Source organism: Heyndrickxia camelliae (genome assembly GCF_002844575.1).
GTDB classification, from domain to species: Bacteria; Bacillota; Bacilli; order Bacillales; family Bacillaceae_C; genus Margalitia; species Margalitia camelliae.
Genome location: NZ_PIQO01000001.1, coordinates 200,493 through 226,462, shown reverse-complemented (window position 1 = coordinate 226,462; position 25,970 = coordinate 200,493). Strand labels below are relative to the sequence as shown.

At 35.8% G+C, this 25,970-nt stretch carries 28 protein-coding genes; 12 read left to right on the top strand and 16 right to left on the bottom strand.

All coding sequences use genetic code 11. The features are described 5' to 3' along the window. Positions 1-11: 11 nt before the first annotated feature. The 4 genes from CWO92_RS01110 to hemE form a co-directional block, all read right to left on the bottom strand. On the bottom strand, positions 12-2,207 hold the full coding sequence (locus CWO92_RS01110; protein ID WP_101352341.1) for a YhgE/Pip domain-containing protein: 2,196 nt from the start codon (positions 2,205-2,207) through the stop codon (positions 12-14). 78 nt (positions 2,208-2,285) lie between these two features. Then, positions 2,286-2,858 carry a TetR/AcrR family transcriptional regulator gene (locus CWO92_RS01105; protein ID WP_101352340.1) on the bottom strand — a complete coding sequence of 191 codons (573 nt, stop codon included), beginning with the start codon at positions 2,856-2,858 and terminating at the stop codon, positions 2,286-2,288. A gap of 151 nt (positions 2,859-3,009) precedes the next feature. Further along, positions 3,010-3,939, bottom strand: coding sequence for a ferrochelatase (gene hemH, locus CWO92_RS01100; RefSeq protein ID WP_101352339.1), 930 nt, complete (start codon positions 3,937-3,939; stop codon positions 3,010-3,012). 5 nt (positions 3,940-3,944) lie between these two features. Next, complete coding sequence (hemE, locus tag CWO92_RS01095) at positions 3,945-4,997, bottom strand: uroporphyrinogen decarboxylase (protein WP_101352338.1); 1,053 nt, start codon at positions 4,995-4,997, stop codon at positions 3,945-3,947. A 298-nt stretch (positions 4,998-5,295) separates the two neighbouring features. On the opposite strand from hemE, the gene CWO92_RS01090 reads away from it, so the two are divergent. Then, complete coding sequence (locus CWO92_RS01090) at positions 5,296-5,793, top strand: antibiotic biosynthesis monooxygenase family protein (RefSeq protein ID WP_101352337.1); 498 nt, start codon at positions 5,296-5,298, stop codon at positions 5,791-5,793. A gap of 35 nt (positions 5,794-5,828) precedes the next feature. Here CWO92_RS01090 and CWO92_RS01085 read toward each other — a convergent pair whose 3' ends face one another. The 3 genes from CWO92_RS01085 to liaF all read right to left on the bottom strand — a co-directional run bounded on the left by CWO92_RS01085 (position 5,829) and on the right by liaF (position 8,408). After that, on the bottom strand, positions 5,829-6,473 hold the full coding sequence (locus tag CWO92_RS01085) for a response regulator (protein WP_101352336.1): 645 nt from the start codon (positions 6,471-6,473) through the stop codon (positions 5,829-5,831). Between the two features lie 119 nt (positions 6,474-6,592). Then, entirely contained in the window at positions 6,593-7,621 is a 1,029-nt protein-coding gene (locus tag CWO92_RS01080) for a sensor histidine kinase (RefSeq protein WP_233269816.1), read from the bottom strand. Between the two features lie 16 nt (positions 7,622-7,637). Beyond that, positions 7,638-8,408 (bottom strand): cell wall-active antibiotics response protein LiaF, encoded by a 771-nt coding sequence (liaF, locus tag CWO92_RS01075; protein WP_101352335.1) that lies wholly within the window; start codon positions 8,406-8,408, stop codon positions 7,638-7,640. Positions 8,409-8,700: 292 nt separating this feature from the next. Here liaF and CWO92_RS01070 point away from each other — a divergent pair, with 292 nt between their 5' ends. The 3 genes from CWO92_RS01070 to CWO92_RS01060 all read left to right on the top strand — a co-directional run bounded on the left by CWO92_RS01070 (position 8,701) and on the right by CWO92_RS01060 (position 11,783). Continuing rightward, the gene (locus tag CWO92_RS01070) at positions 8,701-10,095 is read left to right on the top strand and encodes a hypothetical protein (RefSeq protein WP_101352334.1); all 1,395 of its coding nucleotides are present in this window, start codon (positions 8,701-8,703) and stop codon (positions 10,093-10,095) included. Between the two features lie 220 nt (positions 10,096-10,315). Next, entirely contained in the window at positions 10,316-11,482 is a 1,167-nt protein-coding gene (locus CWO92_RS01065) for a M20 metallopeptidase family protein (protein ID WP_101352767.1), read from the top strand. Positions 11,483-11,606: 124 nt separating this feature from the next. Continuing rightward, on the top strand, positions 11,607-11,783 hold the full coding sequence (locus CWO92_RS01060; RefSeq protein ID WP_101352333.1) for a sporulation YhaL family protein: 177 nt from the start codon (positions 11,607-11,609) through the stop codon (positions 11,781-11,783). Positions 11,784-11,846: 63 nt separating this feature from the next. On the opposite strand, the gene CWO92_RS01055 is transcribed toward CWO92_RS01060, so the two are convergent. After that, complete coding sequence (locus tag CWO92_RS01055; protein WP_101352332.1) at positions 11,847-12,743, bottom strand: peptidylprolyl isomerase; 897 nt, start codon at positions 12,741-12,743, stop codon at positions 11,847-11,849. 417 nt (positions 12,744-13,160) lie between these two features. On the opposite strand from CWO92_RS01055, the gene CWO92_RS01050 reads away from it, so the two are divergent. Together CWO92_RS01050 and CWO92_RS01045 are read left to right on the top strand one after the other, a co-directional pair. Further along, positions 13,161-13,244, top strand: coding sequence for a YjcZ family sporulation protein (locus tag CWO92_RS01050; RefSeq protein ID WP_101352331.1), 84 nt, complete (start codon positions 13,161-13,163; stop codon positions 13,242-13,244). 82 nt (positions 13,245-13,326) lie between these two features. Continuing rightward, positions 13,327-13,416, top strand: coding sequence for a YjcZ family sporulation protein (locus tag CWO92_RS01045; protein WP_101352766.1), 90 nt, complete (start codon positions 13,327-13,329; stop codon positions 13,414-13,416). 107 nt (positions 13,417-13,523) lie between these two features. Here CWO92_RS01045 and CWO92_RS01040 read toward each other — a convergent pair whose 3' ends face one another. Continuing rightward, complete coding sequence (locus tag CWO92_RS01040; protein WP_101352330.1) at positions 13,524-13,703, bottom strand: hypothetical protein; 180 nt, start codon at positions 13,701-13,703, stop codon at positions 13,524-13,526. A gap of 271 nt (positions 13,704-13,974) precedes the next feature. Between CWO92_RS01040 and CWO92_RS01035 the strand changes: the two genes are divergently transcribed. Then, positions 13,975-14,307 (top strand): DUF1878 family protein, encoded by a 333-nt coding sequence (locus tag CWO92_RS01035; RefSeq protein ID WP_101352329.1) that lies wholly within the window; start codon positions 13,975-13,977, stop codon positions 14,305-14,307. Here CWO92_RS01035 and CWO92_RS01030 read toward each other — a convergent pair. Continuing rightward, complete coding sequence (locus CWO92_RS01030; RefSeq protein ID WP_101352328.1) at positions 14,304-14,876, bottom strand: HTH-type transcriptional regulator Hpr; 573 nt, start codon at positions 14,874-14,876, stop codon at positions 14,304-14,306. The two genes, CWO92_RS01035 and CWO92_RS01030, sit on opposite strands and share 4 nt — an antisense overlap. A 126-nt stretch (positions 14,877-15,002) precedes the next feature. Further along, positions 15,003-15,362: a YtxH domain-containing protein gene (locus tag CWO92_RS01025; protein WP_101352327.1), complete on the bottom strand. Its 360-nt coding sequence runs from the start codon at positions 15,360-15,362 to the stop codon at positions 15,003-15,005. A 195-nt stretch (positions 15,363-15,557) separates the two neighbouring features. Here CWO92_RS01025 and yhzF point away from each other — a divergent pair, with 195 nt between their 5' ends. Further along, the gene (gene yhzF, locus CWO92_RS25815) at positions 15,558-15,752 is read left to right on the top strand and encodes a membrane protein YhzF (protein WP_101352326.1); all 195 of its coding nucleotides are present in this window, start codon (positions 15,558-15,560) and stop codon (positions 15,750-15,752) included. A gap of 35 nt (positions 15,753-15,787) precedes the next feature. Here the strand turns inward: yhzF and CWO92_RS01015 are convergent, their stop codons facing one another. Both CWO92_RS01015 and CWO92_RS01010 read right to left on the bottom strand, forming a co-directional pair. Beyond that, positions 15,788-16,303 carry a tryptophan transporter gene (locus CWO92_RS01015; RefSeq protein WP_101352325.1) on the bottom strand — a complete coding sequence of 172 codons (516 nt, stop codon included), beginning with the start codon at positions 16,301-16,303 and terminating at the stop codon, positions 15,788-15,790. A 205-nt stretch (positions 16,304-16,508) separates the two neighbouring features. Further along, on the bottom strand, positions 16,509-16,931 hold the full coding sequence (locus tag CWO92_RS01010) for an HIT family protein (RefSeq protein WP_101352324.1): 423 nt from the start codon (positions 16,929-16,931) through the stop codon (positions 16,509-16,511). A 558-nt stretch (positions 16,932-17,489) separates the two neighbouring features. Between CWO92_RS01010 and CWO92_RS01005 the strand changes: the two genes are divergently transcribed. Genes CWO92_RS01005 through CWO92_RS00995 form a run of 3 tightly spaced genes read left to right on the top strand, consistent with a single transcriptional unit; the run spans position 17,490 to position 20,204 of the window. Further along, positions 17,490-18,236: an ABC transporter ATP-binding protein gene (locus tag CWO92_RS01005; protein ID WP_101352323.1), complete on the top strand. Its 747-nt coding sequence runs from the start codon at positions 17,490-17,492 to the stop codon at positions 18,234-18,236. Further along, a complete protein-coding gene (locus CWO92_RS01000) occupies positions 18,223-19,452 on the top strand; it encodes an ABC transporter permease (protein WP_101352322.1) in 1,230 nt (409 codons plus the stop codon). Before CWO92_RS01005 ends, CWO92_RS01000 begins: the two co-directional genes overlap by 14 nt. 20 nt (positions 19,453-19,472) lie before the next feature. After that, positions 19,473-20,204 (top strand): EcsC family protein, encoded by a 732-nt coding sequence (locus CWO92_RS00995; RefSeq protein ID WP_101352321.1) that lies wholly within the window; start codon positions 19,473-19,475, stop codon positions 20,202-20,204. A gap of 154 nt (positions 20,205-20,358) precedes the next feature. Here the strand turns inward: CWO92_RS00995 and yhaM are convergent, their stop codons facing one another. From yhaM to CWO92_RS00980, 3 genes are all read right to left on the bottom strand, one after another. After that, on the bottom strand, positions 20,359-21,303 hold the full coding sequence (yhaM, locus tag CWO92_RS00990; protein WP_101352320.1) for a 3'-5' exoribonuclease YhaM: 945 nt from the start codon (positions 21,301-21,303) through the stop codon (positions 20,359-20,361). Positions 21,304-21,378: 75 nt separating this feature from the next. Beyond that, positions 21,379-24,336, bottom strand: coding sequence for an ATP-binding protein (locus CWO92_RS00985; RefSeq protein WP_101352319.1), 2,958 nt, complete (start codon positions 24,334-24,336; stop codon positions 21,379-21,381). Positions 24,337-24,351: 15 nt separating this feature from the next. Continuing rightward, positions 24,352-25,587 carry a metallophosphoesterase family protein gene (locus CWO92_RS00980; protein WP_165786586.1) on the bottom strand — a complete coding sequence of 412 codons (1,236 nt, stop codon included), beginning with the start codon at positions 25,585-25,587 and terminating at the stop codon, positions 24,352-24,354. 180 nt (positions 25,588-25,767) lie between these two features. Between CWO92_RS00980 and CWO92_RS00975 the strand changes: the two genes are divergently transcribed. Further along, positions 25,768-25,953 (top strand): YhzD family protein, encoded by a 186-nt coding sequence (locus tag CWO92_RS00975; RefSeq protein WP_101352318.1) that lies wholly within the window; start codon positions 25,768-25,770, stop codon positions 25,951-25,953. The last annotated feature ends 17 nt before the right edge of the window (positions 25,954-25,970 follow it).

Below are 25,970 nucleotides of genomic sequence, written 5' to 3'. Positions count from 1 at the left end.
TAACTTTTTTCTTATGCTGCTTGCTCTGTTTGCATTGTATGTGATTTTTTGTATTTTATTGTAAAATACACAATCGTGATTATTACAAAAGCAATCAAGTAAATTAGCATTAATCCTAAGTTATGCCATACAACACCAAAATCACCAGTCGAGATGGCTGCTTTAAATGCATTAAGCGAAAATGTCATAGGCAGTACATTATGAACTGGATGCAATGCAGGTGGCAATAACTCAAGTGGGAAAGTTCCTGCACTGCTAGTTAATTGTAAAATTAAGATGATGATCGCTAAGAAACGTCCAGGATCACCTAATAAGGCAGTTAAACATAATATTAATGCCATATAAGTTAAGCTTGTTACGATTTCTGTACAAATAAATACAGGTATACTTTTTACATCTAGACCAATTCCGCCAATGGCAATAGCAGCAGCAATAAGAGACTGAATAATACCAACTATCGCCATAATACCGAATTTACTAGTAAACATGAGGAATCCATTCTTAGGTGTAATAACAGGATTTTTTACATTAAACACTATCGTTAACAATAAAGCTCCGACGAATAATCCTAAGGATAAGAAATATGGTGCCAAACCTGTTCCGTAATTAGGAACTTTGTTGACTTCTTCTTTATCAACCTTAACAGGATTTCCCATCATATCATATGTTTTTTGATTTGCGTGTACGGAACTGGATTTATCAGCAGCATCACTCAATTTATTCTTTAATTCTTTGGATCCATCCGTTAATTTATTTGTTCCACTGTTTAAATCTTTGGATCCATCTGCTAATTGTGAAGTACCTTCACTAATCTTGCCAGATCCATCTGCTAATTTACCTATCCCGGTATTTAACTGCTCACTACCTGATGCCAATTTACTTGCTCCGCTATTAGCGTCTGCTAACTTTTGATTAAATACGGTCATACCTTGAAGCAGCTCCGTTTGGCCAGCATTTAATTTGTTAGCACCAGCTGTTAATTTTTGTGAGCCAGCTAATAGAGCATCTAATCCATTTTGTAATGGTTTAATCCCTTGTTGGTTTAACTGATTTACAGAATCAGATAGAGTACTTGCTCCAGCTTGAAGCTTGCTGGTTGATGTGCTAAGTTGACCAGCACCATTCGCAACATCATTGCTTCCTTTTTCTAATTGATCCAACGTTGCTTGCAAGACTGCTTTTTGTTGAGCTGGCAATGTACCCATTAAAGGTTCTAATTGATCTTTAAGTGCAGCGATTCCATCATGAACTTGTTTTGCGCCGTCTGCTGTTTTCGATGTACCATTTTCTAGGGCACCAAGATTGTCTGTTAAAGATTGTGCACCTTGGTGAATTTTATTTGTATTCGCTACAAGTTGTTTGGCACCACTGTCCGCATCTTGTAAGCCAATTGTTAATTCTTTGCTTCCATCGGCCAAATCAGCAGAACCTTTGCTTGCACTTTTTACCCCTGTTAGGAGCTGGTCATTACCATTTTTTAGTTGACTAAGGCCATTTGCAAGTTCTGATGCTCCGCTCGCTACTTCACTGGAACCACTTGCGGCTGAATTTACACCATTTTGAAATTCAACGGATTTTGATGCTAATGTTTCAAGATTTTCTTTGATTGTCTTAGATCCGCTGTCTAGTTTTTTGGCTCCATCGTATAAAGTAGATGCACCATCACTTGCTTGAGCGTATCCTTTTCCCATTTCCTTTATTTTGCTAAACATTTGTTCCGCATAAGTTGCTGTTACTTCTTTTGAAACAGATGCCTTTATTTCCTTCATAGCTGAATCGCCTATTTTTGAGGAGAGATAGTTGGCACCCTCATTTGGAATATAGTTAAGCTCTAATTTTTTAGGCTTATCATCCATTAAAGTAGTAGCATTTTTAGAAAAGTTTTGTGGTATCTCAATTAAAAGGTAATATTTCTGATTTTTAAGATCTTTGAGTCCTTTCTTATTATCCACGATATGAAAATCAAAATCTTTACTATCTTTTAAGTTATCCGCAAGCTCTTTTCCAAGCTTTAAATGATCTCCGTCCAATACAGCACCTTTGTCGTTATTCACTACCGCGACAGGTAAGCGATCTAAGTGTCCATATGGATCCCAAAAGGACCATATAAACATTCCTGCATACATAATTGGCACAAACGTAATAGCTAATGTTGATATTAACAACATTGGATGACGGAGGATTTTCTTTAATTCTGCGAGAAACATGACGTTTTTACCTCCATTAATAGATTTTAATGACCGTTTTATTCATTTGGTCAATTCATTCCAAAAAATGTAGGACCATCAAGTTGATAATCCCTGGAATAAATAAAGTTTAAACAATTTAGAGATTTCTTCTTTTTTCAGTGGTTCATGATGCTTTTCCCAATCAAAAATTAAGGAGATATATAATTTTAAAATAACAAAAGCAGTTATCTCCGGTTCGCACTCTTTAATTTCGCCATTTTGAATTGCCTCCAAAATAATATTTTTAATATAGTTTAGGATGGATTCTTCAATTCGAAGCATTACTTCTTGAACTTCCGGCGTTCCAATATCACTTTCTTCTTGAAAAAGCTTGATGTATAATTGGTGTTCCTTTCGAAATTCCAGTAGCTTATAGAGCGTGCGGTCAACCTTTTCATGAAAAGGCAGATCAGAGTGCATAAATTGTTCGGCAGCCTCTTTCATTTCTTTTAACAAGGAAGTAATGATTTCATAAAATAGATCTTCTTTGTTTTTGAAGAAAGTATAAATAGTTCCTTTTCCTACATTCGCAAGCTTTGCTATTTGATCCATAGTAGTGGCTTTGTATCCAAATAAGGAGAAAGATTTAGTTGCTGCTTCGATAATTAATTTCCTGCGATCAATAGCCAATAATGATTTCACCACTTTTCCGAAATGACCAAAATACCAAAACGGTCAATTAGTTTCACAAGGTATAATATAGCATAACCATTATAGAGAATCAAGGGAATAAAATAGTTTTTTCAATAAAAAAATCCGCCCCGAAAAGGAGCGAACATTTTCATTGCAAATGCTTTAAAATTACCGTTGCCAATACATCAATAAATTCGGGTCTTGCATTTGGCATTGGAGGACGATAATAGCTTGCACCAATTTCTTCCGTTACCGTTTTACATTCATAGTCGTTATCATAAAGAACTTCCAAATGCTCTGCCACAAATCCAACCGGAATATAAACAAATGCCTTATACCCTTTTTCCTTATAAAGATCACGAGTTAAATCTTGAACATCTGGACCTAGCCATGGATCGGGTGTATTGCCGGCACTTTGCCATCCAAGAGCATATTCCGTAATACCAGCTTTTTCCGTAATTAGTTCTGCTGTTTCCTTCAGTTGTTCAGGATATGGATCCCCGTATTGAAGAATTTTTTCCGGCAAACTATGTGCAGAAACAATCAGACAAGCGGAATGTCTTTCCTCTTCACTCATGCTTTGATAAGTATCTTTGACCTTATCTACCCAATACTGAATAAACTTTGGTTCCTTGTACCAGCTTTCTACAGATGTAATGCTTGGTCCACCAAGTTTTTCAGCAGTTTCCTTCGCTCTTTCATTATAAGATTTCACACTAAAAGTAGAAAAATGAGGTGCTAGAACAAGGGACACTGCCTCCTCTATTCCATCATCGTGCATTTGCTTCACTGCATCTTCAATAAATGGTTCAATATGTTTTAAGCCTATGTACGCTTTAAATTCAATCTCATCCTGCACTTCATTCAAGCGATTTTGTAAACCGTATGCTTGTTCTTCTGTTATTTTAGCCAACGGAGAAATTCCCCCAATAGCTTCGTACCGACTTCGTAAATCCTCCAGCATTTCGGGGGTTGGTTTTCTACCATGACGGATATGTGTATAGTAACGCTCAATATCTTCTTCTTTGTATGGCGTACCATATGCCATGACAAGAAGTCCCATTTTCTTTTTTGCCATCCTTCTTACCTCATTTCACTTAATTTCATTGCACTATATTCATGTATAAAAGCTGTTAATCGTTTTAGGACATCGGGATCAACTTGCGGGAATACTCCGTGCCCGAGATTAAAGATATAACTAGGAAGCTCGATTCCTTGGTCCAAGATGCTTTTAACCCTTTCCTCTAAAACGTCCCATGGCGCTAATAATACAGCTGGATCTAAATTACCTTGAACCGCCTTATTCACTCCCTTAGTACGAGCTTCACGAATTGGTAAACGCCAGTCTAGTCCAACCACGTCCAAAGGAAGATCATTCCATTCTAAAGCAAGATGACTTGCCCCAACTCCAAACATAATAAGAGGAACATTCTCTTTTCTCAGTTCAGAAAAAATTCTTGTCATTACAGGCTTAATGAAAGTTCGATAGTCATCCACATTTAAAGCCCCGACCCATGAATCAAAGATTTGAATCGCACTAGCTCCTGCTTTAATTTGTGATCGTACATATGTAATGGTCATATCTGCCAGCTTGTCCATTAGCATAAACCAAGCCTTCGGTTCTGTATACATAAATGCTTTTGTTTTTTTATAATCTTTAGAAGGTCCACCTTCAATCATGTAGCTGGATACAGTGAATGGAGCTCCTGCAAAACCTATTAATGGAACGGTTAATTGTTCTTTAGTTAACAGCTTGATTGTATCTAAAACATATGGAACATCCTCTTCCGGATGTATTTCTCCAAGCTTTTCAACATCCGCAACGGTTCTAATCGGATTATTAATAACAGGTCCAATACCGGATTTAATTTCTACATCTACACCGATGGAAGGAAGGGGTGACATGATATCTTTATAGAGAATTGCGGCATCGACATCATATTGTTCAACAGGTAATCTTGTTACATAAGCACATAATTCTGGCTGATGTGTGATTTCAAATAAGGAATATTTCTCCTTCAGAGCACGGTATTCTGGCTGTGAACGTCCTGCTTGACGCATATACCAAACAGGCACGTGATTGGTTTTTTCACCTCTCGCCGCTTTAATGAGAGTATCATTTATTAATTTAGTCATCTGCAAAATGGCCACCTTTCAAGCAGTACAATCTCTTGTATATATACAAATAGTATCCGTTTATAGTCAGTTTTTACTATAGACGTTTTACAGCTAAAAGTATAGTAAAGCAAATTAATTGTCATAAATTCTTACTTTTTATCAGATAGTGGAGACGCTTTGACCGTTAGACGCTAGACTCGACAATAAGAATCTATTACCATTTTACAAACAATATATGCCTTTGTTTATACTTTTTCTCAAAGGGAATGGATATAATATAGAAAATAAGGTGAAGTTCATAGGATGGGGTGATTATATGTATGTTTATATAACAACAGGTACTTATGATTTTCTAGAAAAAATAAAAAAAAAGTATGCTAACGAAAATATGATTTTAATGCAGAACGGCCAAAATTCGCTGCTGTTACATGAAACAACTAAAAAGTCAGTATTTGAGGTACCTCGAAAATATCAAGTTGTAGAAGGATCGGGAGAACTTGACTGCAAAGGACTAGCTGTTTTTAACCATGTACCGGTAACTGACGAAGGAAGACCAGTATTTGAATATCGATTCAAGGAAAGAATTCCAGCCATTACGCAAGTCTCTGGGTTTAAGGCTATAAGATTACTGCGTCCCTTAAAAGGAGATACCTATATAGGTTTTAGCCTATGGGAAAATGAAAAAGCATATTCTGATTGGAAACACTCCAACTCATTTGAAGAAGCTCATAAAGCCAATACCGAAGCAGAGTTCAAAAGTATATTTTCCGGGCCTGCCTATTTTACACAATATGTAATTCCAGAGGAAGGGTAATTTATATAAATAATAATAAAAGAGCCGATTGGCTCTTATTTTCTTTCTAGTATGATATTATGGCGATTAGCATAGATAGCTGCCTGAGTACGATCAGAAACACCTAATTTACTTAAAATATTGCTGACATGCGTTTTTACTGTTTTGACACCGATAAAAAGGAAATCACTAATTTCCTGATTAGTCATGCCATCACCTAAGCATTTCAGCACTTCTATCTCTCTTTCAGTTAATTCATCATGAGGCTGTTTAACTGGACCCCTAAAACGATTCATCATCTTATGCGCTACTTTCGGTTCGATGACAGACTCCCCTCTGATAGCTTTATAGATTGCAGCAGTAACCTCATCTGCCCGAGAAGTTTTTAATAGATAACTATGTGCACCAGCTTCAATCGCTGGAAAAACCTGCTCATCATCATAATAACTTGTGAGGATGATAATTTTACAGTCAGGATGAAAAGCTAGAATTTGCTTTGTGGCATCAATCCCTGTTCCATCCTCCATTAATAAATCCATTAAGATGACTTCTGGCATATGTTTTTTTGCCAAGATTGCAGCTTCCTGCCCAGAACTTGCTTCTGCCACTAAATCGATTTTTTCCTCCGTAAGTAGGTAGGAACGAATTCCGAGCCTAACCATTTCATGATCATCCACAATCATTACTTTCACTTTCTCCATGTCTTTCCTCCTCCCCTACAAAATGCTCTGTTCTCAAACTATCCCAATTTAATTAGAATTAGTTATCATTTAGAAAGATACCCTAATACCATAGTCTATTAATTTCCCACGAAAACTCCCTATAAAGGTATTCGTATATTAATATATGTACCCTCATTTTCTTTTGAGCGAATTTGGAACACCCCGCCAAGCTCTTCACATCTTTCACGCATTGTCTGCAAACCGTATGAAGTGATAGCCTTCTTTTCCAAACTAAATCCATTTCCATTATCGCTAATGTATAAATGCAGATGATCCTTTAGTACTTCCAAATTAATCCTTACTTTTGTCGCATGTGCATGTCTTAAAATATTGGAAAGTGCCTCCTGTACAATCCGAAATACATGCTCTTCAATTGCCTTTGATAAATGATCTATTTCCTTAATTGAACTCTCAATATCAAGATTTGTTTTTTCCTTTAATTCCTTTACTAATTTATAGATTCCTTCTTCAAGAGTATCCCCTTTTAAATCAATAGGCCGCAAATGCAAAAGAAGTGCTCTCATTTCTCCTTGGGCCTTGGCAGAAATGCCAGCTATTTGTTTCAACATATTCTCGGCTTGGGAAGGATCCTTCGAAACGATTCTTAACGCTGCCGATGATAACATTCCTAGTGCGAACAGTTGTTGACTTACAGAATCATGTAAATCTCTTGCTAGTCTTTGGCGTTCCTCCATGACAGCTGCCTGATGCGCCTGATCGACTAACTCTGTTTTTTCATCTGCGAGCCGCTGTAAGGAGCGCACCTGGTCTTGTATATAAGCGGCGAGCTGGTTCATTTCATCTAAAATCAAGCCAATTTCATCCTGCTCATAATTTTCAACACGTGCTGAATATTTTCCACTCCGCAAAATAGACACAAATGATAATACATCATCTAATTTTCGAAGAAACAACCTCCCGCTTCGATACCCGAAGTAAATACTCAATATTGAAAATATTAAAAACATAAACAAGGAAAGAAAGAGAATTTTCTTTGTATCAAGAACACTCTCGTGATTAATTAACAAATAAAATTGCAGACCGACAAAATAAACTAAGCTACATATAACCGCCATCGTCAAGAAGTTCTGGATAAACCAAAATCGAATGCTTAAAAACCTTCTCACTATTCTCCCCCCTTCCCTACACACGGTCAATTCTTATGTCACCAATTCCAACTTCAATTAAAATATCGATTTTTTTAGTGGAATCATGATAATTGGGAGATTCAAACGCTAGCTGTGGTTTTGTACCGGAAGAATTCATATCAAATAAACGTATATCCCCCATTTTAATTTTCGATACAATCCGAACCGGAATATCTTCCGGTATCAGCATTTTCACATCCCCAATCCGACTTTTTATCGTGATTTTCGTCTCCTCTTCAGGTATAAATGCTTTATTAAAATCAAAATAATAATCACCTATTAAATTATGCAAATCCATTGACTTCAATGGCCAATTCTGTCTTTTAAACTCCATATCCCCTATAAGGGTAAAGCTTTTCTTATATTTCTTCTTATATTTATTTTTGTAGTTCTTTATCACTTCTATATCCTTATCGTCAAAATCTGCTTCTATAGAAAATTTCACTTTTTCCTTAAAAAATATTTTCTTAATAGCTAAATAGATAAAGAAAATTGGCCATAGCCTCCACCAATCCCGGTAGGCAAAATGAATCATACCATAATGATTTAGTTCCAAGAAAGAACCATATAATAAGAAAAATAAAGCAAGAAAAATGGATCCGGAAGATCTCCTGCGAATGCTCTGAATAAAATACAATAATCCGGCAAAAACAAACAGAATCGGGATAAACATGACAAATAGTTCTTTCATTTCCAAGGAAATGACACCGATATTTATTAAAAGAAGGGCAATTCCAATCACAAGTAATATCGCAGAAAATATCAAAATACTTCGCCGCCTTTTCAATCTCACTCTATAAATTTCGAGAAAAAAGGGTAAAATCCTTTATTTCTCTTTACAATTATTATATTCCTTTAAAATTTGCCTTTTAAGGTCCAAGCGATATATCCCATCTCCGTCTCTAGTCGGATTTTTGAAATTTGAAATATATTCCATTTTATCCAAAAACCTATTGAAAATATTTAAATTTAGCCTCTGCACCTATTGGGCATTCCATCATATCTTGAAAATAGGCGTAGGGCTATCGCCCACCAAATCAATATGGGAGGCGTCACGAATGAATATAGATTTAACTTCGGTTCATTGGATATACTTGGCTTTTATCGTGCTTATCATCCTATTTATGGTTTTTAAACGCGACACAACCTTTGTTTGTATTACTGGTATTTTCCTTATTGCTTTAACAGCAACAGGATCGCTTACAGCCTCAATCAGCAGTGTTTTTAACAGCTTTATTTATGCTATTACGGAACTACTTTCCATTATACTTGTCATCTCTATTATAGTCTCCATGAGTAAAAGTCTGATGGAAACAGGAATTAATGATGTAATGATTTATCCGTTTACAAAATTAGTTAAGTCACCATCACTTGCCTATTGGATTATTGGGATTGTGATGCTGATTATTTCTTTGTTTTTCTGGCCCTCACCCGCAGTTGCATTGATAGGAGCTGTGCTGTTGCCAGTTGCCTTACGTGCTGGTTTACCGGCCCTTGGTGTTGCCGTAGCCATGAATTTATTCGGACACGGGATCGCGCTATCAGGTGACTATATCATCCAAGGAGCTCCAAAGCTTGCAGCAGATGGTGCAGGTATCCCTGTTTCGGAAGTCGTTCATGCAAGCATTCCTCTTGTTATTATAATGGGTGTCGTAACAACTATTACAGCATTTATTCTATTAAAACGCGATATGAAAAAAGGAATACTGAAATCCGAAACTTCAGCGATAATAAGTGAAAAAAATGAGCTATTTAATCCAAATTTATTATCGGTTTTTTATAGACGTCTATTTGCCTTTCTGGTCCCCATTCTGTTTGCCCTCGATATCATAGCAATGGTTGTATTTAACCTCCAAGGCGGAGATGCAACTGCATTAGTTGGTGGTACCGCTATCCTTATCCTGCTTCTGATAACTGCAGCCGGCCATAAAAAGCAAGCATTAGAAAAAACTACTAAATATTTAATAGAGGGCTTGCAATTTGGCTTTAAGGTATTCGGACCCGTTATTCCTATTGCAGCTTTCTTCTATTTAGGAGATGCCGGTTTCAAAACGATAATCGGGGATTTTTTACCTAAAACCTCTCAAGGAATTGTGAACGATTTAGGTGGTTCCTTAGCAAATATCGTTCCATTATCAAAGGAAGTAGGAGCCATCACTTCCACAATTGGCGGTGTAATTACCGGTTTGGATGGTTCAGGATTCTCTGGTCTTTCTTTAAATGGATCGATTGCTGCCCTTTTTGGTCATGCCATAGGGTCAGGTGTTGCTACGTTAACCGCACTAGGCCAAATAACTGCCATTTGGGTTGGTGGTGGAACAATCATTCCGTGGGCACTCATCCCTGCCGCAGCTATTTGTAATGTCGATCCTTTCGATCTGGCAAGAAGAAACCTTTTACCTGTGGTTATCGGGTTAGTTATAACCACCATAGTTGCTATATTTCTACTATAGTTTTCGTAATAAAGGTGTCCTGTACAAAAGTCAGAAAACCTTTTTTTGCTATGATTCTATTTCTATTATATAAATATTCGAATATACTTTTAACTTAAAATTTTCGAATATAGAATATTTGTATTTGCGTGATATAATAATAGAAATACTTAAAAAGGGGCTGTTATTTTTGACTACGTTAGAAAACCTTTTTACAAAATTAGATGAATCCTTTCATGAAATGGTTGAAATTAGAAGGTACTTGCATCAACATCCTGAACTATCCTTTCAAGAGGTTAACACCGCAAAATACATCGCAGATTTTTATAAAAATTTAGGGATTGAAGTGAGAGAAAATGTTGGTGGAAATGGTGTGGTTGCTAGAATTAAAGGTACTAAACCAGGAAGTACTGTAGCATTACGTGCAGATTTCGATGCACTTCCTATTCAGGAAGAGAATGATGTACCATATAAATCACTTGTACCAGGCGTCATGCATGCATGTGGACATGATGGTCATACTGCTACTCTTCTAGTTCTAGCAAAAGTATTGAACGAAATAAAAGACGAACTTTCCGGAGAATTCGTTATGATTCACCAACACGCAGAAGAATATGCTCCCGGTGGTGCCATTGCCATGATTAAGGATGGTTGCCTCGAGGGTGTCGATGTAATCTTTGGAACACATTTATGGTCCCCTGTCCCTTACGGAGTAATCACTTATCGCAAAGGTCCGATTATGGCAGCAGCTGATCGCTTTGAAGTAACGATTCAAGGGTTTGGCGGACATGGTGCACAACCTCATAAAACAAAGGATGCCATAGTAGTTGCTTCTCAGTTAGTTTTAAACCTGCAGCAAATTGTCAGTCGACGAGTAAATCCTATTGATTCTGCTGTTATATCTGTTGGATCCTTTGTTTCCAATAATGCATTTAATGTGATTGCGGATTCTGCAAAAATCATCGGCACGGTTCGTACCTTTAATGAAGAGGTACGTGACTTTATAGAAGAGGAAATCGAAAAAGTTGTTAAGGGCACTTGTTATAGTTCTGATTGTACCTATGAATATCTTTATGATCGTGGCTACCCAGCGGTTGTTAATCATGATGATGAAACAGATTTTCTTGTATCAAGTGCAAAACTTGTTAAGGATATTGAATCAATTCAAGAAGCAGAACCAGAAATGGGTGGGGAAGATTTTGCTTATTACCTACAACATGTAAAAGGATCTTTCTTCTTTACTGGCGCAAAACCAGATGGTGTAGATACTCCATATCCCCACCATCATCCTAAATTTGATATAAACGAAAAGGCCTTACTTGTAGCAGCTAAAACTCTAGGTTCCGCTGCTATAAATTATCAAAAAGCAGCTGTGAATCAAGAATACTCAAAATCTGCTACTAAATAAAGAGCTATGCTTCTTATAAAAAAAAATCTCCCCTGTCAGGGAGTTTTTTTTACGCTTTTATCATAAAAGAATAATGGATTCATATAATGTAGCAATGGACAAACAGTAGGAAGGAGAATAGCACATGTCATTGCCAATTTGGATTTACTTTGTTATAGCAGGAATTGTAATTAGTGCTTTCATGGCTGTAAAAACAGCAAAAGAAGATCGAGATCAAGAAATGGAATGGATTGAAAAAGAAGGCGAAGAATATATCGAAAGAATGAAAGAAGAAAAAGAACGACGTAAACAACTTGGATGATGGTCACATCTATTATTAAAAATAAGAAAAGGACAAGGTATGATTCCTTGTCCTTCTTTATATTTATTTAGATGAAGCTCCAGTACTGGATGTGCTAGCATTTAATACATTATCTAATGTATTTTTTAAATCCTTATCTTGGATTTTAACCTTTGCATCTTTAATTTCTGATTGCATTGTTTTTGCAATTTTTGAATTGTCCACTTTAGAAGCTTTTACTTCTTTTTCAATTTCAGGCTTCATTTTTGCAAAGGATTCTTTTTTCTTTTTACCTGTTAATTGAATGATATGGTATCCATAATCAGATTTAACTGGCTTACTTATTTCATTCAGTTTTAATGCGTATGCAGCATTTTCAAATGCAGGCAGCATCTTACCTGGGCCAAACCATCCAAGATCTCCACCTTTTGATGCTGAACCCGTATCTTTTGAATATTTCTTCGCTAGATCTTCAAACTTTTCACCAGCTTTTAATTTAGCTTCAATTTCATTAGCTGTTTTTAAATCTTTTACTAAGATATGACGAGCTTTAATATCTGGTTTCACGTTTTTATCATAATAATCTTTTAGTTCTTTATCTGTAACTTTCACATCTTTTGTTGCAGCTTCTTGTTCAAGAAGTCCAACTTTAATGGTATTACGGAAATCTTTCTCATCCTTGTAACCATATTGTTGAAGAGCAGATTCAAACTGTGAACCAAGTTGATCCTTTGCTTCTTGAACTTGCTTATCTACATCCTTAGAGGATACTTTATATTTTTTTGATAATACTTTTTCAAAAATAAGCTGTTGAAGAACTTGTTCACCATATTTGTCTTTTAGAGCCGTGTACAGTTCATCCTGTGTAATATTACCAGCTTTTGTTTTAACTACTACGTCACTACCACTGCCACTATTACCGCAAGCTGCTAGTCCAACCATACTTGCTGCAAGTGTCAAGGACAGTACCCATTTCTTCATTCATAAACAACTCCCAACTGTGATTATCTTCTGTATACAACTAATAAGGGGTTAAGAACCTCTTCCCAACCATTATACCAATGAAGGAATCTTGTGCTTTAGATGGATCCATAATATGCATACAATGCGTAATACCATCTATGATACATACCAATTCTTAAAAAAGAATTAATAGCTTATCCACTTTTCCCTCATAAATCTACAAAACATACTATAACACAAATCTTGTCAGAAAAGAAACATATTATCAGATTTCTCATGGAATTCTAATGTTCATTATTTTTTTGATCGAAAGAACTTTGTATGCTGTCATTCACAAAATGTAGACTTTCTCCCATTCCATATAGGCATTTGCTCTACACCATTTGGTCAAATACACATAACATAAAGGGAAAGAAAAAAAGGAGGTATTCATATATGAATTTTGCAGGTGGCGGTTTTGCTTTAATTGTCGTGCTTTTTATCCTTTTAATCATAGTCGGTGCAGCTTACCTTTGTTAGAAATAGCCGTCAATTAGAGAATGCCTTAACGAATGAAATGTGAAGAAATATAAATAGTCTGATTTAGAGGAGGTGTTGAATGATGTCCGGTGGCGCTTACGGAGCTGGCTTTGCACTCTTGGTCGTGCTATTCATTCTGCTCATCATTATCGGTGCAGCTTGGGTGTACTAAAATAAATGGTAAAAGGGTCAGGCTTCTTATTCAAGCCTGACTTTCTATGTACACAAATAATTTAAAATAATTATGTCTGTTTAAAGTAACCTACTTCCGTACTGTATTTAGGCAGTAATAATTTCTACATAGGAAGATAGCAATAAAATAGTGATGAGAATATTAATGGTCATAAACACTTTGGGCTGACGGTCTTCCGGTATTTCTTTTTGAATACAAAGCGAGTTGGTCAAGCTATTAAAGGAATATAAAATAACAACAGCAAAAATAATAAAAATGGAGATCATCCATAACCCCTCCCCATATCTCCTATAAATTAGGATATCAAAAGTTTGTTAAAAAAGATAGATGAAAATGGTGTTACAAAAAAATGAAGATGAATGCACTTATCTTCCGTGCATTCAAAAACCAGGATTAATTAATATTTCAAGAATGAAAGAAAATTTTAGGTCAAATAGACAGAAAAACAAGGAAAAATTTGTTGTAAAGTATGGTATAAAAGTATATATTTACTGGATAAAGAACTAACAACAATTAGAGATTAAATGAGGTTGCAATATGGAAAATTTCGAAGATCGATTGAAAAGAATGGAATATTACCAATCATTGCTTTTACAAATGTCGCAAAAAGAAGGCTTTGCTTTCTATCATTTAATCATTGAAAATCAATTAACAGAGGAAGAAGTTGCAAAATTCTACGAGCTTTGTGAGAGCTTATGCAAGGAGTATGAAGATTTAAAAGCGGAAAAATTCGTCTTCTATTCTCCGCTTTTTATCAAATTTAAAGAAAGGTTAAATCCTAAACTGGATCCTAAAGAAGTAATTATGGCATGTATCGATCAAAAAATATTTCCTGAATTAATGCAAACCTTAAAGAAAAATATTTCTTAAGAATGCTCATTTTGCAAAGATATTTTTTTGATTTTGCCATTGTCCTCCGTAAAATCTGTATCAATATTGTGAAAGGATTTTTCAAATATTTTCACAAAATCCTCTCCGTAAATATTGCGAACAAGCGCCATAAGTTCGATAAATTCAGGAAATTTACCGTAAATATTTCGAATTGGCATCGCACCTTTTGTAATGGTATTGCCTGCCGGGTTGAAGGATTCCATTAAATTTAATAGTATCTCTTCCCCTTCTTTCGTAATTTCAATATAGGTATTTCTTTTATCATTTTCCTTTTTGGAGAATTGAAGCAATCCTCTTTCCTCTAACTTTTTGGAAAAATTAAAAGCGGTCGAAACATGCATTACTCCAAATTTTGCTACATCAGAAATGGAAGCACCTTTAAGATGATAAGCTATCCACAAAATGTGGTGCTCATTTATATTCAAATCATAGGGCTTAATCCATTGCTGCCAATCTTTTTCTATCGTCTTCCATAACGCCTTGCTTAGCTGAGCAATTCTTTGGCTGAAAAGCAAAGCCTCTTTAATTGAATATTGATCCCCTGTCATCATTTCACCCACTTTATCTCTTTAATAACATTATGCCAATAAAACAAAAATTAATAAAGATGTAAATTGGCAAAATTTTTTGAAACAGAGAAAAATAATTAAAAAACTCCATTTACACGGAGTTTTTTAGGCATTTTTATTCGTCTTTAATTCTAATTCTTCAATGGTTTTTTGAATTTCCTTTAATTCATTGAAAAGTGATTGCTTGGCTGGCTCAATATCCTTCTGCCATTCATTTATAGATGTTTTTATATCATGAATAATTTCTATGGCTATTTCCTTGCCTTCCCCAGTTAATTTAGAAAATGAATTTTTTAAACGAGTAAGATTCAATCGAATGTCTTTTAAATTTTCCGCAAATTCATCAGTTGCTTCCTTTATTTGATACCGGAGCTCTTTCCCGGAAGTCGGAGCTGCAAGTATAGCGGTTATGGCGCCTGCAATACTGCCAAAAAGAAATCCATAAGTTAAAGTCCTTTTATTCATTCTATTCACCTCTATTTGTTCTACTCTTTATATTATAACAGATACAAAAAAACATCGAAAATTTTCTCTTATTATTCAAAATGTTTAATAGAAAGAAAAATATATCACTCTCAATCTTGTAATATAATTCATGACAAGTAATGGAGCAGCATATTGTAAAGATAGGGCTTTCTTATGGTAAATACGAGGAAGGGGATGGGGGCAATCACATTTTTCTTCTTTATCTTTAGTATTATTTTATTGGCTGGAGCAGTCTTTAATGTTTTAAAGTATTTGCAACCTGGTTTCTACCCGCCTAAAAGGGTATTAAAAAACAGAATTAAGTGGATGGGATTTGGTGGAGTAGTTTTAGGTCTAGTAGGTTTTATATGTATGTGGATTTTCAAGTAAAATGGCCCCATAAATTGGGGCCATTCATTTCTATATTAAGCGTTTTTGATGACATGCGTTCTTCTTAAAATCGTCTGTACGATTGGATACAGAATTGCCATGGCAACCGCATTTAGCAATGCACCCACTAAAACCGTTACATACATTACTGCAAAAGGACCAGGCAGGCCAACTAGAAGTAATGCGGATGTTAAAAATACTGTACCTGAAATAATGGTTCCAATAACCGTTAAGACAATTGATTTAATAACAGAATAGGATTTTTTGGATAATACCAGATAAATTCCAAAGAAAACAAAGGATGTTATGAATTTATCAATGATATTTGGGACGAGTCCTCCAGGAAAACTTGATGTCAAGCCTGAAATTATCCCTGTCAATACACCTAATAAAAGGACATTTTTCTTTTCAGGAAATAACATAATCCCTAAGAACATCATGGTTAACATCATATCCGGCTTCATATCAAAGATAATGCCAGGAATAATAGTGTGCAGCACAGTGCCTATCCCAATAAGCAGGGCCATGCTAACAAGATTCTTCGTATTCATTTTTCTCATCTCTCCTCATACTATCTCATCTATTCCTCTCCTGCTGTGCACTCATTGCCAGCAGCGAAAGTTTATACTATTCTAACACAGATCTTTTCATTAATAAACGGAAAAAATTGGGTTTGGCTGAATTATCTTCGGGTTTGGCTGAATTATCTTCGGGTAATCAAAAAATCCTGCATTTCAGCAGGATTTTTTGATTTTATTATTGAATATGATTAGAGATTTCACCTGCAATTTTTTGAAGATCCTCTGAACTGTACTGGTCCTGATGGGATTTCCAAACTGCGCCAAATCCATCTCCTTTGCCATATCGAGGAATTAGGTGTATATGGAAGTGGAAAACGGACTGGCCAGCGAATTCACCATTGTTCTGCAATAAATTCATACCAATTGGTTCGTATGCAGCATTAAGTGCATTCGCAATTTTCGGCACTCTTTCGAACAGATGTCCCGCAATTTCAGGAGTTAATTCAAATACATTTTTTTTATGTACTTTCGGAATAATAAGTGTATGTCCTTTTGTTACTTGACTTAAATCAAGAAAAGCAAAAACATGCTCGTCCTCATACACTTTTGCACTTGGAAGTTCTCCGTTAATAATTTTACAAAAAATACAATCCGTCACAGCTACTCCACCTTTCTACTTTTTCTTTATTATACAGGGAAACGGCGGGAGTTGGAAGTTAGAAAAATGCAAGCAGGCACCTTGCTCATCTGCATACCGATGAGTGCAATTAGCGCTTCGAATCGGGTATTTAAAGATTTAGGTTATCGTCTAATCAGCCTTTGATAAACACCTCATTTTTTCGATGAATGTGTTACAAAGCTAGTGGAGTAAATGACCTTTGTTCAACGTGATCATCCCCTTATTGTTTAAAAGTCATAAATATGCTTTTAAAACAGTAAGCGATCTTCGACAAACACCTCATTTTATAAGTTGGTGTAAATCCGTTGTCGTCATTTGAAGACTTCTTCCTAATCAGCTTATATTACGGATATCGGTCTTTAACAACCACCCCGTTATAAGTTTTTGTAAATCCCCTTCGATAATATAATGCGCAGTTTTCAGAGAGATATACAATTTTTTTCATTTTAGTGAACAGCGCAGTTCTTTTTTAACTATGGTCACGGTTAATGTTACAATACCTATAAGAATAAAGTTATGAAGGAAAGGACGTTTCACATGTCTCTGCTTGAAGTAAAGAACTTAACTGGCGGTTACACAAAAAAGCCAGTTTTAAAGGATATCTCATTTTCCATTAACCATAAAGAAATTATTGGTCTTATCGGATTAAATGGAGCTGGGAAAAGTACAACCATTAAACATATCATCGGGTTGATGGAACCAAAAAAAGGGTCGATTCAAATTAATGGAAAATCCCTTCATGATCAGCCAGACGAATACAGAAAGGAATTCTCATTTATTCCTGAAACTCCAATACTTTACGATGAATTAACATTGGATGAACATTTAAAAATCACCGCCATGGCCTATGGAATTGATGAAAATACATATAGTCAACGCATTACACCATTACTAAAGGAATTTCGCCTTGATAAAAAATTAAATTGGTTCCCCGCGCATTTTTCAAAAGGTATGAAGCAAAAAGTGATGATTATGTGCGCCTTTTTAGTTGAACCTGATTTATATATTATTGATGAACCATTTCTGGGGCTCGATCCACTCGGTATTCAATCCTTGCTCGATTTAATGAAGAAAATGAAAGAAAACGGTGCAGGCATCTTAATGTCTACTCATATATTAGCAACTGCTGAACGTTATTGTGATGGATTCATCATTCTGCATAATGGGATTATCCGCGCAAAAGGTTCACTTGAAGAATTAAGAGAGCAATTTAATATGCCGGGAGCATCATTGGATGATATTTATATTCAGTTAACAAAGGAAGATTCAGATGAAGAAAATTGACAACCTTTGGAAAGAAAGGCTGCAGCTATATACCATCGAAATGCGCAAGTATTTAAAATACATTTTTAATGACCATCTATTGTTTGTTGCGATTTTCGCCTTAAGCGGAGGGGCATATTATTACAGTACATGGGTAAAAACGCTTAATCAGGATTTTCCCATCGGTTGGGTTATGGGTCTTATTTTAGGACTTTTCTTGACGATTAGTCCAATCTACACTTTGCTTAAAAACGCGGATAAAGTCTTCTTATTGCCTCTTGAGACTAAGCTGCATACATACTTTCGTAATGCGTTAACACTAAGTTTTGTTATTCAGGCATATATTTTATTAATGGTGCTTGCCGTTTTAATGCCAATGTATGTGCACGCAACCGGAGGCAGTTTCCGAACCTTTTTCTTCTATTTAATCATCTTGTGGATTATAAAATATTGGAACCTTCACATGCATTGGGATGTACTGAAATTTAGAGAGCGACAAGTAGAATTTTTTGATTGGATTATTCGCTTTATTTTAAACACTATATTTGTTCTTCTATTGGTTGAAAAAGCACCTTTTTGGTATCTTGCGGTCGTTATATTGATCTATATAGCTGTATATCTATACTTCCAGCGAATGGCAAAGAAAAAAACAATCAAGTGGGATTTGTTAATTGATAAGGAAGAAAAACGATTGACGGGATTTTATCGCTTTGCGAATTTGTTTACGGATGTTCCCCATTTGAAAGGGCAAGTAAAGCGCCGTAAATGGTTAGACCCTATTCTTAATAGGGTAAAATATGGGCAGCAAAATACGTATCGTTATTTATTTGCGAGAACCTTTGCCAGAACAAATGAATATTTTGGATTGTTCGCTCGCTTAACCATCATCGGCGGACTAATCTTGCTATTCAGTGATCAGCGCTATTTAATGATCGGGGTAGCCGTCGTGTTTTTATATTTAACCGGATTTCAGCTTATCCCAATGGTACGTTACCATGAATTGAAAATATGGCTAAACCTCTACCCGGTTTCAAAAGAACTGAAAAATGGCGCTTTTATAAGGGTTATTTCAGTTGTCCTAATGCTTCAAGCAGTTGTTTTTGGTGTTCTTGCTTTGATTAGCAGTTCTTGGGTAAATGGAATACTTGTCCTGCTCATCAGCGTTGTGTTTGTATTGCTATTAGTTAAAGTTTATATACCATCACGGTTGAAAAAATTTGATATGCATTCATATTAGCTTCTAAAGGGGAATCACTTATGGATTACGAAACAAAGGTACGTTCAGAAGTAGAAATTTGGAAGCGGAAATTAATAAAGAGATCAAGTATGGTAAAACGCTTGACCGAAAAAGCGCAAGGTAAGTTGAATCAGTTTATTCCGGAAAAAGCCCACCAATTGATTACGGAAAGTATAAAAAAAATGATTCAAACAACACTTTTCGGTTCGGATTTTTTAACAAAAAAACGTGACACTACCGCTTTATCTTTAGAAGAAAAAGAAAAGCTGATTAATGAAAAACTAGGAGTATACAAAAGAGCAGCAGCTGTGGAAGGCGCAGGCACAGGCGCCGGTGGTATTTTACTCGGCCTTGCTGATTTTCCATTACTGCTTTCTATCAAAATGAAATTTTTATTTGAAGCAGCTGCTATTCATGGTTATGATACATCCAAATATGAAGAAAGATTATTTATCTTAAATATATTTCAATTGGCATTTTCAAGTGATGAACACCGCAGAAACGTGCTATCGATCATTGAAAATTGGGAACAAGAAAAAGTCCATTTAATGGATGTGGATTGGCGGATTTTACAGGAAGAGTATCGTGATCATATAGATTTCATAAAAATGCTGCAGCTAGTGCCAGGAATTGGAGCGGTAGTTGGGGCATATGCAAACTATAATTTATTAGATCAGTTAGGAGAAACTGCTCTTAATGCCTATAGAATCAGGATTTTGGATAATTCGACTAAAAGAATTGAAAATGAGTAATTGGCGTTGAACGGTTTCCCATTCCGTTGTCTGTGACAATTCGAAGTAATTTCGGATTTATTTACGGATTCTGGTTCCATTATTTTGATTACCACTGTTATTCAAATAGAAACCGAGTAAATAAGAGTTTACTCGGTTTCTATTTGAAAATTATTTAGTTATGAAAAGTAGGTTTATAGAAAGAACGATTTTCCAAGGCGAATATTCTTTCGGAAAATTCTCCAGGTTTCACATGTCTTAGTGCGCGGTCCAACATATTCATCTTTGCATCAACATTATCAATATAGTGCAGAATCTCCGCTTCTTTGATCATCGGAGTCTTAGCACTTCCCCATTCCAATTTTCCATGATGACTTAATACTAAATGCTGGAGCACCATCACCTCTTCTCCATGGATATCAAGCTCGTCTGCCGCTTTCCCGATTTCATTCACCATTATCGTAATGTGACCTAATAGATTTCCTTCTACTGTATAAGTAGTCGAAATTGGACCTGATAACTCTATTACTTTTCCAAGATCATGAAGGATGATGCCGGAATATAATAAGTCCTTATCCAATGAAGGGTATAAATTCGCAATTGCTTTTGCTAGATTTAACATGGATACAACATGGTATGCAAGTCCTGAAACAAATTCGTGATGGTTTTTCGTTGCTGCAGGATAGACCAGGAATCCATTACTATATTTTTTTAATAAATGTCTCGTAATTCTTTGGAGATTCGGGTTTTTCATTTCGAAAATATATTGTGTTATTTGACTCATCATCTCATCTTGACTAAGCGGTGCCGTTTCTACGAAGTCTGAGATTTGAACATTTTCCTGTGGATATGCAGGACGAATTTGCCGTATTCGTAATTGCAGACGACCACGATAATTTTGGACATCTCCGTTCACCTTCACAATAGTTTCTGCCTTATAAGTCTGCTCATCCTGTTCAGATGTATCCCATAGTTTTGCTTCAATATCTCCAGAACGGTCCTGCAAGACTAGTGATAAAAAGGGTTTCCCATTGCTTGCAATGCCCTTTGTGCATGTTTTCACCAACAAAAACATTTCTATTTGTTCTCCGACTTCAAATTCCATAAGTCCTTTGGTCATCTTTATACCCCCGCTTCTCTTCTTTTGATTTACAACGAGTATACCATATATTGTATAGCTAGTATGGTTAAAAAATTATCCAATCGCCTCCACTTTATGCAGGGAAGCCTTTAAATCTATTACTGTATCCTGAGAAAATTCTTGTAAGAGATGCTGATGGCAGGTAAAAAACAGCACCTGATTCGTATTGCTTATTTCCTTTAATAATTCTATCACTTTGTTGGTTCGCTTTTGATCAAAGTTTACAAAGCTGTCATCTATGATGATGGGAAAAGGATATTCCTCTTTTAGTATGTAAACAAGGGCAAACCTTATAGCGACATATAATTGCTCTGCCGTTGCCTGACTTAATTCTTCCGGAGCAAAGATGACACGATCTCTTCTTTCTACCATAAATTTTCCGTCTTCTTGCAAATGTATATGAATGTATTCTTTATTTGTTAGCAATTGAACGTATTCTTCCGCCTTTTCCATCACTTTTGGAAAACGATCCTTTTTTAAGCGATCCATCGTTAGTTTTAACATCTGCTTTGCTATCGCTACTTTTGCCCATTGTCTTGCTTTTTGATTAAAGAGCTCCTTTGTCTGGTAAAATTCGTGGAGTCTTTGCGTATAGGTTCCGCCTTCTTCCAATATGGCAATTTCATAATTTACTTGTGCGAACTCCTTATGAAGGGTTTTTAGTCTTTTGGAGTCTGCTTGAACAAGTTCCACAAATTTTTGCCTTTCTATTTCAAGTTCATCCTTAGAATCTTTTTTCAAATCGGTGAATGCATTTGAATTTATTTTTTTCTCTAGCATTGCAAGATTGGATTGAAGTTCCAGAAATTCCCTATATTCTTTCGCTTTCTTGCGGAAATCCTCTTTATCTTTCACATTAGCGTCCTGCAGCAATTCTTCCATTGCTTGACTTAATGCTGCTTTTTCATTAGACCATTTTCGTTCATCATTTTTTAATTCATCAAGCTTTACGGAAATTTCTCTGTATTTTGCTCGGCTTTCTTTTGCTCTGTTCCATTCATTTTTTATCCGTATAACCGCTTCACTAATTGGTAACGAGGACTCTAATTCATTTTTTGCCAGTTCCTCTGCCTTATTAACCCATTCCTCATATTTAGCTTTTACGATACTAAAATTTCTATTTTTTTGCTCTTTACTTAGGAGGGTCTTTGAAAGTTCTTTTAAAATATCATAGGCCTCCGGCAGTTGTTCAGATGAAAAATGACTAGGCAACCGCAGGTCTTTTTTGATATTGCTAAGAATTTCATCTTTTTCTCTACATTCTAATTTCCAATGTTCTAAAGCGGAATGAATACTTTCCACACGGTTTTGCTGCATTTCAAACTGAAGAAGCAGCTCCTTCCATTCCTGTCTTAAATCTAATTGTTCGTTATATATTTCCGATTGTTCCGCATTTTTTTCTAGCTCTCCCAATTGTTCCAATATATTCTTTTCTCTTTCCATTAATTTTGAAAGCTCATTGGAAGAATTCTTTCGCTTTCCTTTCTCTAACCAAGAAGAAACGGAGAGAAAGATAATGCCTATTAAAGAGAAAATCACAAGAATGTTTTGTTTGGACAGGAAACTATATACCATTAAGCAAGATAAAAGAAGAATAGATAATATAAGACGGAATCCATAGATGAACGATTGCTTATTCCCGTTTGTCCATTTCAACATCTGGATTTGTTCCTTCACATGTTGGTATTCCGGTTCCAAACGATTATATTTTTTTTGTTTTTCTGAAAGCCTGCGAAACTCGTCTTCTGGAATAAGCTTATTTTCAATGGATTCCACTTTCCATTCAATCTCTTCTAACCTCTTTTCCTCTGTCTCCTTTTGCTTTAATAATTCCTTTTCACGAGTGGCTAGTGCTAGATAATCTTTCGATGCTAGTTTTATACGATCTTTCATACCAATTCCTAAATCAATGGAGCTAAGATGATGAATATCGATATCGGTAAAATGAAGATCCCTAGCCAGCCTTTTCATCTGGTCATCCATTTTTTCTATTTCAAATTCTAATCTTTGCATTTGTTCTTGCCACGCTTGTGCTTGCGGCCAAGCTTCTACGATGAGCTGAATGTCAGATTCATTTTCTAATATTTTTAGATTAGGGTTGACTGCTGCAAGTTGATTTTCAAGCACCTTCTTCCGTTCCTGAATGGTGTTTAAATAACTGGTGACGGATCGCAATTGGTCTTCTAAATGCTCTAATCTGCTTAATCCATCCATTGGAAAAGTGATTTCCCCTATTTCCTGCAAACGCTGTTTGATTTGTATTCTTTCCTGATAAAGTGGCCAATCCTGAATAAGCTGGTTCAAGGATTGAATATTTTCTTGATAGTTATGTATTTGCCCCTGCAACCTTTCTATCTCTTGTTGCAGTTGCCAAGCTTGCTGTTTTAAAAGGGTATAGGATTCATTCTGTTTCTTCCCTTTTTTCAATTCCCCATCCTTTTGCTTTAACTGGTCCAGCAATTGATTTAGTTCAGGTTTGCGGCCATTCGGTTTAAAAAGTGCATCCTGCTCCTTTTGCAAATGCTGCTCCACATTCATTAAAGTATCCGTTCCGAACGTTCCAGCAGCCAATAAATATTTGCTAATATCCTCGCCTTTCATTCGCCCAACATCTTGAATCCCATGGATATTGAAAGAAAATATAGACTGGTACATGCGTCTATCCATCCCATTTAGGAGTTCATTTAAAAGCTCATCACTTCCAACCGTACCATTCGCGAAGGTAACCGTTACATCTCCTGCTGCTCTACCTCTAATTCGTTCAATCGTAATTTCTCCATGTTTCGTATCCAACACTAGTTTTCCGCCATATTTCCCGCTATTTTTCGGTTCGTAGCGGAGCTCTGATTGCTGTTTTGTCGGGAACCCAAACAATATGCTATGAATGAAGGACATTAGCGTTGATTTACCAGCTTCATTTTCTCCATATATCACTTGCAAGGAGGTACCAGACGGAAAATGAAAATCATTTAACTTCCCATAACCATATATATAGATTTCTTTCAACTTCATCTTCTTCACCTCCTGCTATGATTTTGAACTTAATAACTGTGACAGCATTTGACCTGCATCTATTAGAAGCTCTGTCTTCTCTTCAGCAGAAAAACGGTCTAAATACCTGCTGCTTTTGATATGTGAATACAATTCACCGACCGCTTCTTCGAAAATATCATTATCACTTAATAAAGCTAACGTACTATCTAATTCGTTTTTAAACGATTGGTATTCACTTAAAAAATTTCCATCCTTCATGGTTCTATCATGTTTTAAATCATAAGTCCAAACAAAATTTTCTTCCTGTTCTTCTCCATCCTGAAGACTTTCTGTTAATTCGCCGTTTGAAATTTTTTCGATTGCTTTTATTTCTAAATTCGCCGCATCCACTATTTCCAAGCGGAGTAGAACTGCCTGATTCTGTTTGCGAATGTTTTCCATCATCTCTTTACATTTTAAAAACAATTCATGAAAATAAGTGTATTTTTTCGCCGAAACAGTAACGGATTCCCAAACAATATCAGAGGTTTCAATAAATTCTAATTTAGTTTCATGTTTGGACAAGGTAACAGCAAAACATCCCTTCACAGATTGTTCCTTAGAATTTCTACCTTGAATATTTCCAGGATACACAATGTAAGGGTCCTGATGTAAAATTTGCCGCTTATGAATATGGCCAAGTGCCCAATAATCCATTTCCTTTTCTAGTAAATTCCCGATTGAAAACGGAGCATAGGGTTGATGGTATGTACTTCCCCCCTCACAATGCCCATGAAGAATACCAATATGAAAATCCGCTCCAGGTGTTTTGTTATACTGGTCCATTTTGCTCTCTCTTACATGTCTTTCCGGATAACTAAAGCCATATAAGTGGACCTTCACACCTTTATTTGTTATGTACTCGAATGTCTCTACATCAGAAGAAAACACATGGACATTTTCGGGCATCTCAATGGTTGTCCATCCCCCGCCCAAGTGATCGTGGTTTCCATGTATAACGAAAATATCAATATTTTCCATTTGAAGTCTTTCCATTTGTTTGCGCAATCTAGCTTGTGCTTTGATACTGCGGTCTTCCCCATCATATAAGTCACCGCTAATGATAACAAAATCAACCTGCTTCGAAATGGCTGCGTCCACTACCTTGGTAAAAGCACGGAAAGTACTTTCTTGTATTCTTTTAAAAATTTCCTTCGGCATATATTGCAAGCCAACAAATGGACTGTCCAAATGAAGATCTGCACAATGAATAAATGTTATATTCTCCAAAAGAACGCACCTCCTTCGAATATATGTTCTCTATTTTATTATAAACAAATTTTTGGATTATAAAAGAAATTACTAGAAAAATGAAGGTCCAATTTCTTTTTTAAACAGGATATTTAAAAGCGATTTTACATAAAATTTATGTTAAAATGTAGAAAACGTTTCCAACAAGGAGGAACATACATGCCAATTTACAAGTTAACAGCATTCGAAGCTAATGGAGAAAAAATATTGGATGAAAGTTTTGAGGCAGAAAATGATAACGAAGCTAAGAAACTCGGAGAATCGCTTTTAAAAGAAAAAGGCGCACTCGAAAAAACACATCGATGCACCTCACCAGCCGGCAAATTATTATTATTTCATCGCTAAATCGGCCCACATGGTCG

Excerpts from the sequence above, each read along its gene's own strand:
- CWO92_RS01065 (WP_101352767.1), top strand. The coding sequence starts at position 10,316 with ATGGTTGAAATTAGAAGGTACTTGCATCAACATCCTGAACTATCCTTT.
- CWO92_RS01090 (WP_101352337.1), top strand. The coding sequence starts at position 5,296 with ATGTATGTTTATATAACAACAGGTACTTATGATTTTCTAGAAAAAATA.
- CWO92_RS01045 (WP_101352766.1), top strand. The coding sequence starts at position 13,327 with ATGTCCGGTGGCGCTTACGGAGCTGGCTTTGCACTCTTGGTCGTGCTA.
- CWO92_RS01110 (WP_101352341.1), bottom strand. The coding sequence starts at position 2,207 with ATGTTTCTCGCAGAATTAAAGAAAATCCTCCGTCATCCAATGTTGTTA.
- yhzF (WP_101352326.1), top strand. The coding sequence starts at position 15,558 with ATGGGGGCAATCACATTTTTCTTCTTTATCTTTAGTATTATTTTATTG.
- CWO92_RS01055 (WP_101352332.1), bottom strand. The coding sequence starts at position 12,743 with ATGAAGAAATGGGTACTGTCCTTGACACTTGCAGCAAGTATGGTTGGA.
- CWO92_RS00995 (WP_101352321.1), top strand. The coding sequence starts at position 19,473 with ATGGATTACGAAACAAAGGTACGTTCAGAAGTAGAAATTTGGAAGCGG.
- CWO92_RS01040 (WP_101352330.1), bottom strand. The coding sequence starts at position 13,703 with ATGATCTCCATTTTTATTATTTTTGCTGTTGTTATTTTATATTCCTTT.
- CWO92_RS01070 (WP_101352334.1), top strand. The coding sequence starts at position 8,701 with ATGAATATAGATTTAACTTCGGTTCATTGGATATACTTGGCTTTTATC.
- hemE (WP_101352338.1), bottom strand. The coding sequence starts at position 4,997 with ATGACTAAATTAATAAATGATACTCTCATTAAAGCGGCGAGAGGTGAA.
- CWO92_RS01015 (WP_101352325.1), bottom strand. The coding sequence starts at position 16,303 with ATGAATACGAAGAATCTTGTTAGCATGGCCCTGCTTATTGGGATAGGC.
- CWO92_RS01035 (WP_101352329.1), top strand. The coding sequence starts at position 13,975 with ATGGAAAATTTCGAAGATCGATTGAAAAGAATGGAATATTACCAATCA.
- CWO92_RS01005 (WP_101352323.1), top strand. The coding sequence starts at position 17,490 with ATGTCTCTGCTTGAAGTAAAGAACTTAACTGGCGGTTACACAAAAAAG.
- hemH (WP_101352339.1), bottom strand. The coding sequence starts at position 3,939 with ATGGCAAAAAAGAAAATGGGACTTCTTGTCATGGCATATGGTACGCCA.
- CWO92_RS00975 (WP_101352318.1), top strand. The coding sequence starts at position 25,768 with ATGCCAATTTACAAGTTAACAGCATTCGAAGCTAATGGAGAAAAAATA.
- CWO92_RS01030 (WP_101352328.1), bottom strand. The coding sequence starts at position 14,876 with ATGACAGGGGATCAATATTCAATTAAAGAGGCTTTGCTTTTCAGCCAA.
- yhaM (WP_101352320.1), bottom strand. The coding sequence starts at position 21,303 with ATGACCAAAGGACTTATGGAATTTGAAGTCGGAGAACAAATAGAAATG.
- CWO92_RS01050 (WP_101352331.1), top strand. The coding sequence starts at position 13,161 with ATGAATTTTGCAGGTGGCGGTTTTGCTTTAATTGTCGTGCTTTTTATC.
- CWO92_RS01025 (WP_101352327.1), bottom strand. The coding sequence starts at position 15,362 with ATGAATAAAAGGACTTTAACTTATGGATTTCTTTTTGGCAGTATTGCA.
- CWO92_RS00985 (WP_101352319.1), bottom strand. The coding sequence starts at position 24,336 with ATGAAGTTGAAAGAAATCTATATATATGGTTATGGGAAGTTAAATGAT.
- CWO92_RS01085 (WP_101352336.1), bottom strand. The coding sequence starts at position 6,473 with ATGGAGAAAGTGAAAGTAATGATTGTGGATGATCATGAAATGGTTAGG.
- CWO92_RS01000 (WP_101352322.1), top strand. The coding sequence starts at position 18,223 with ATGAAGAAAATTGACAACCTTTGGAAAGAAAGGCTGCAGCTATATACC.
- CWO92_RS01060 (WP_101352333.1), top strand. The coding sequence starts at position 11,607 with ATGTCATTGCCAATTTGGATTTACTTTGTTATAGCAGGAATTGTAATT.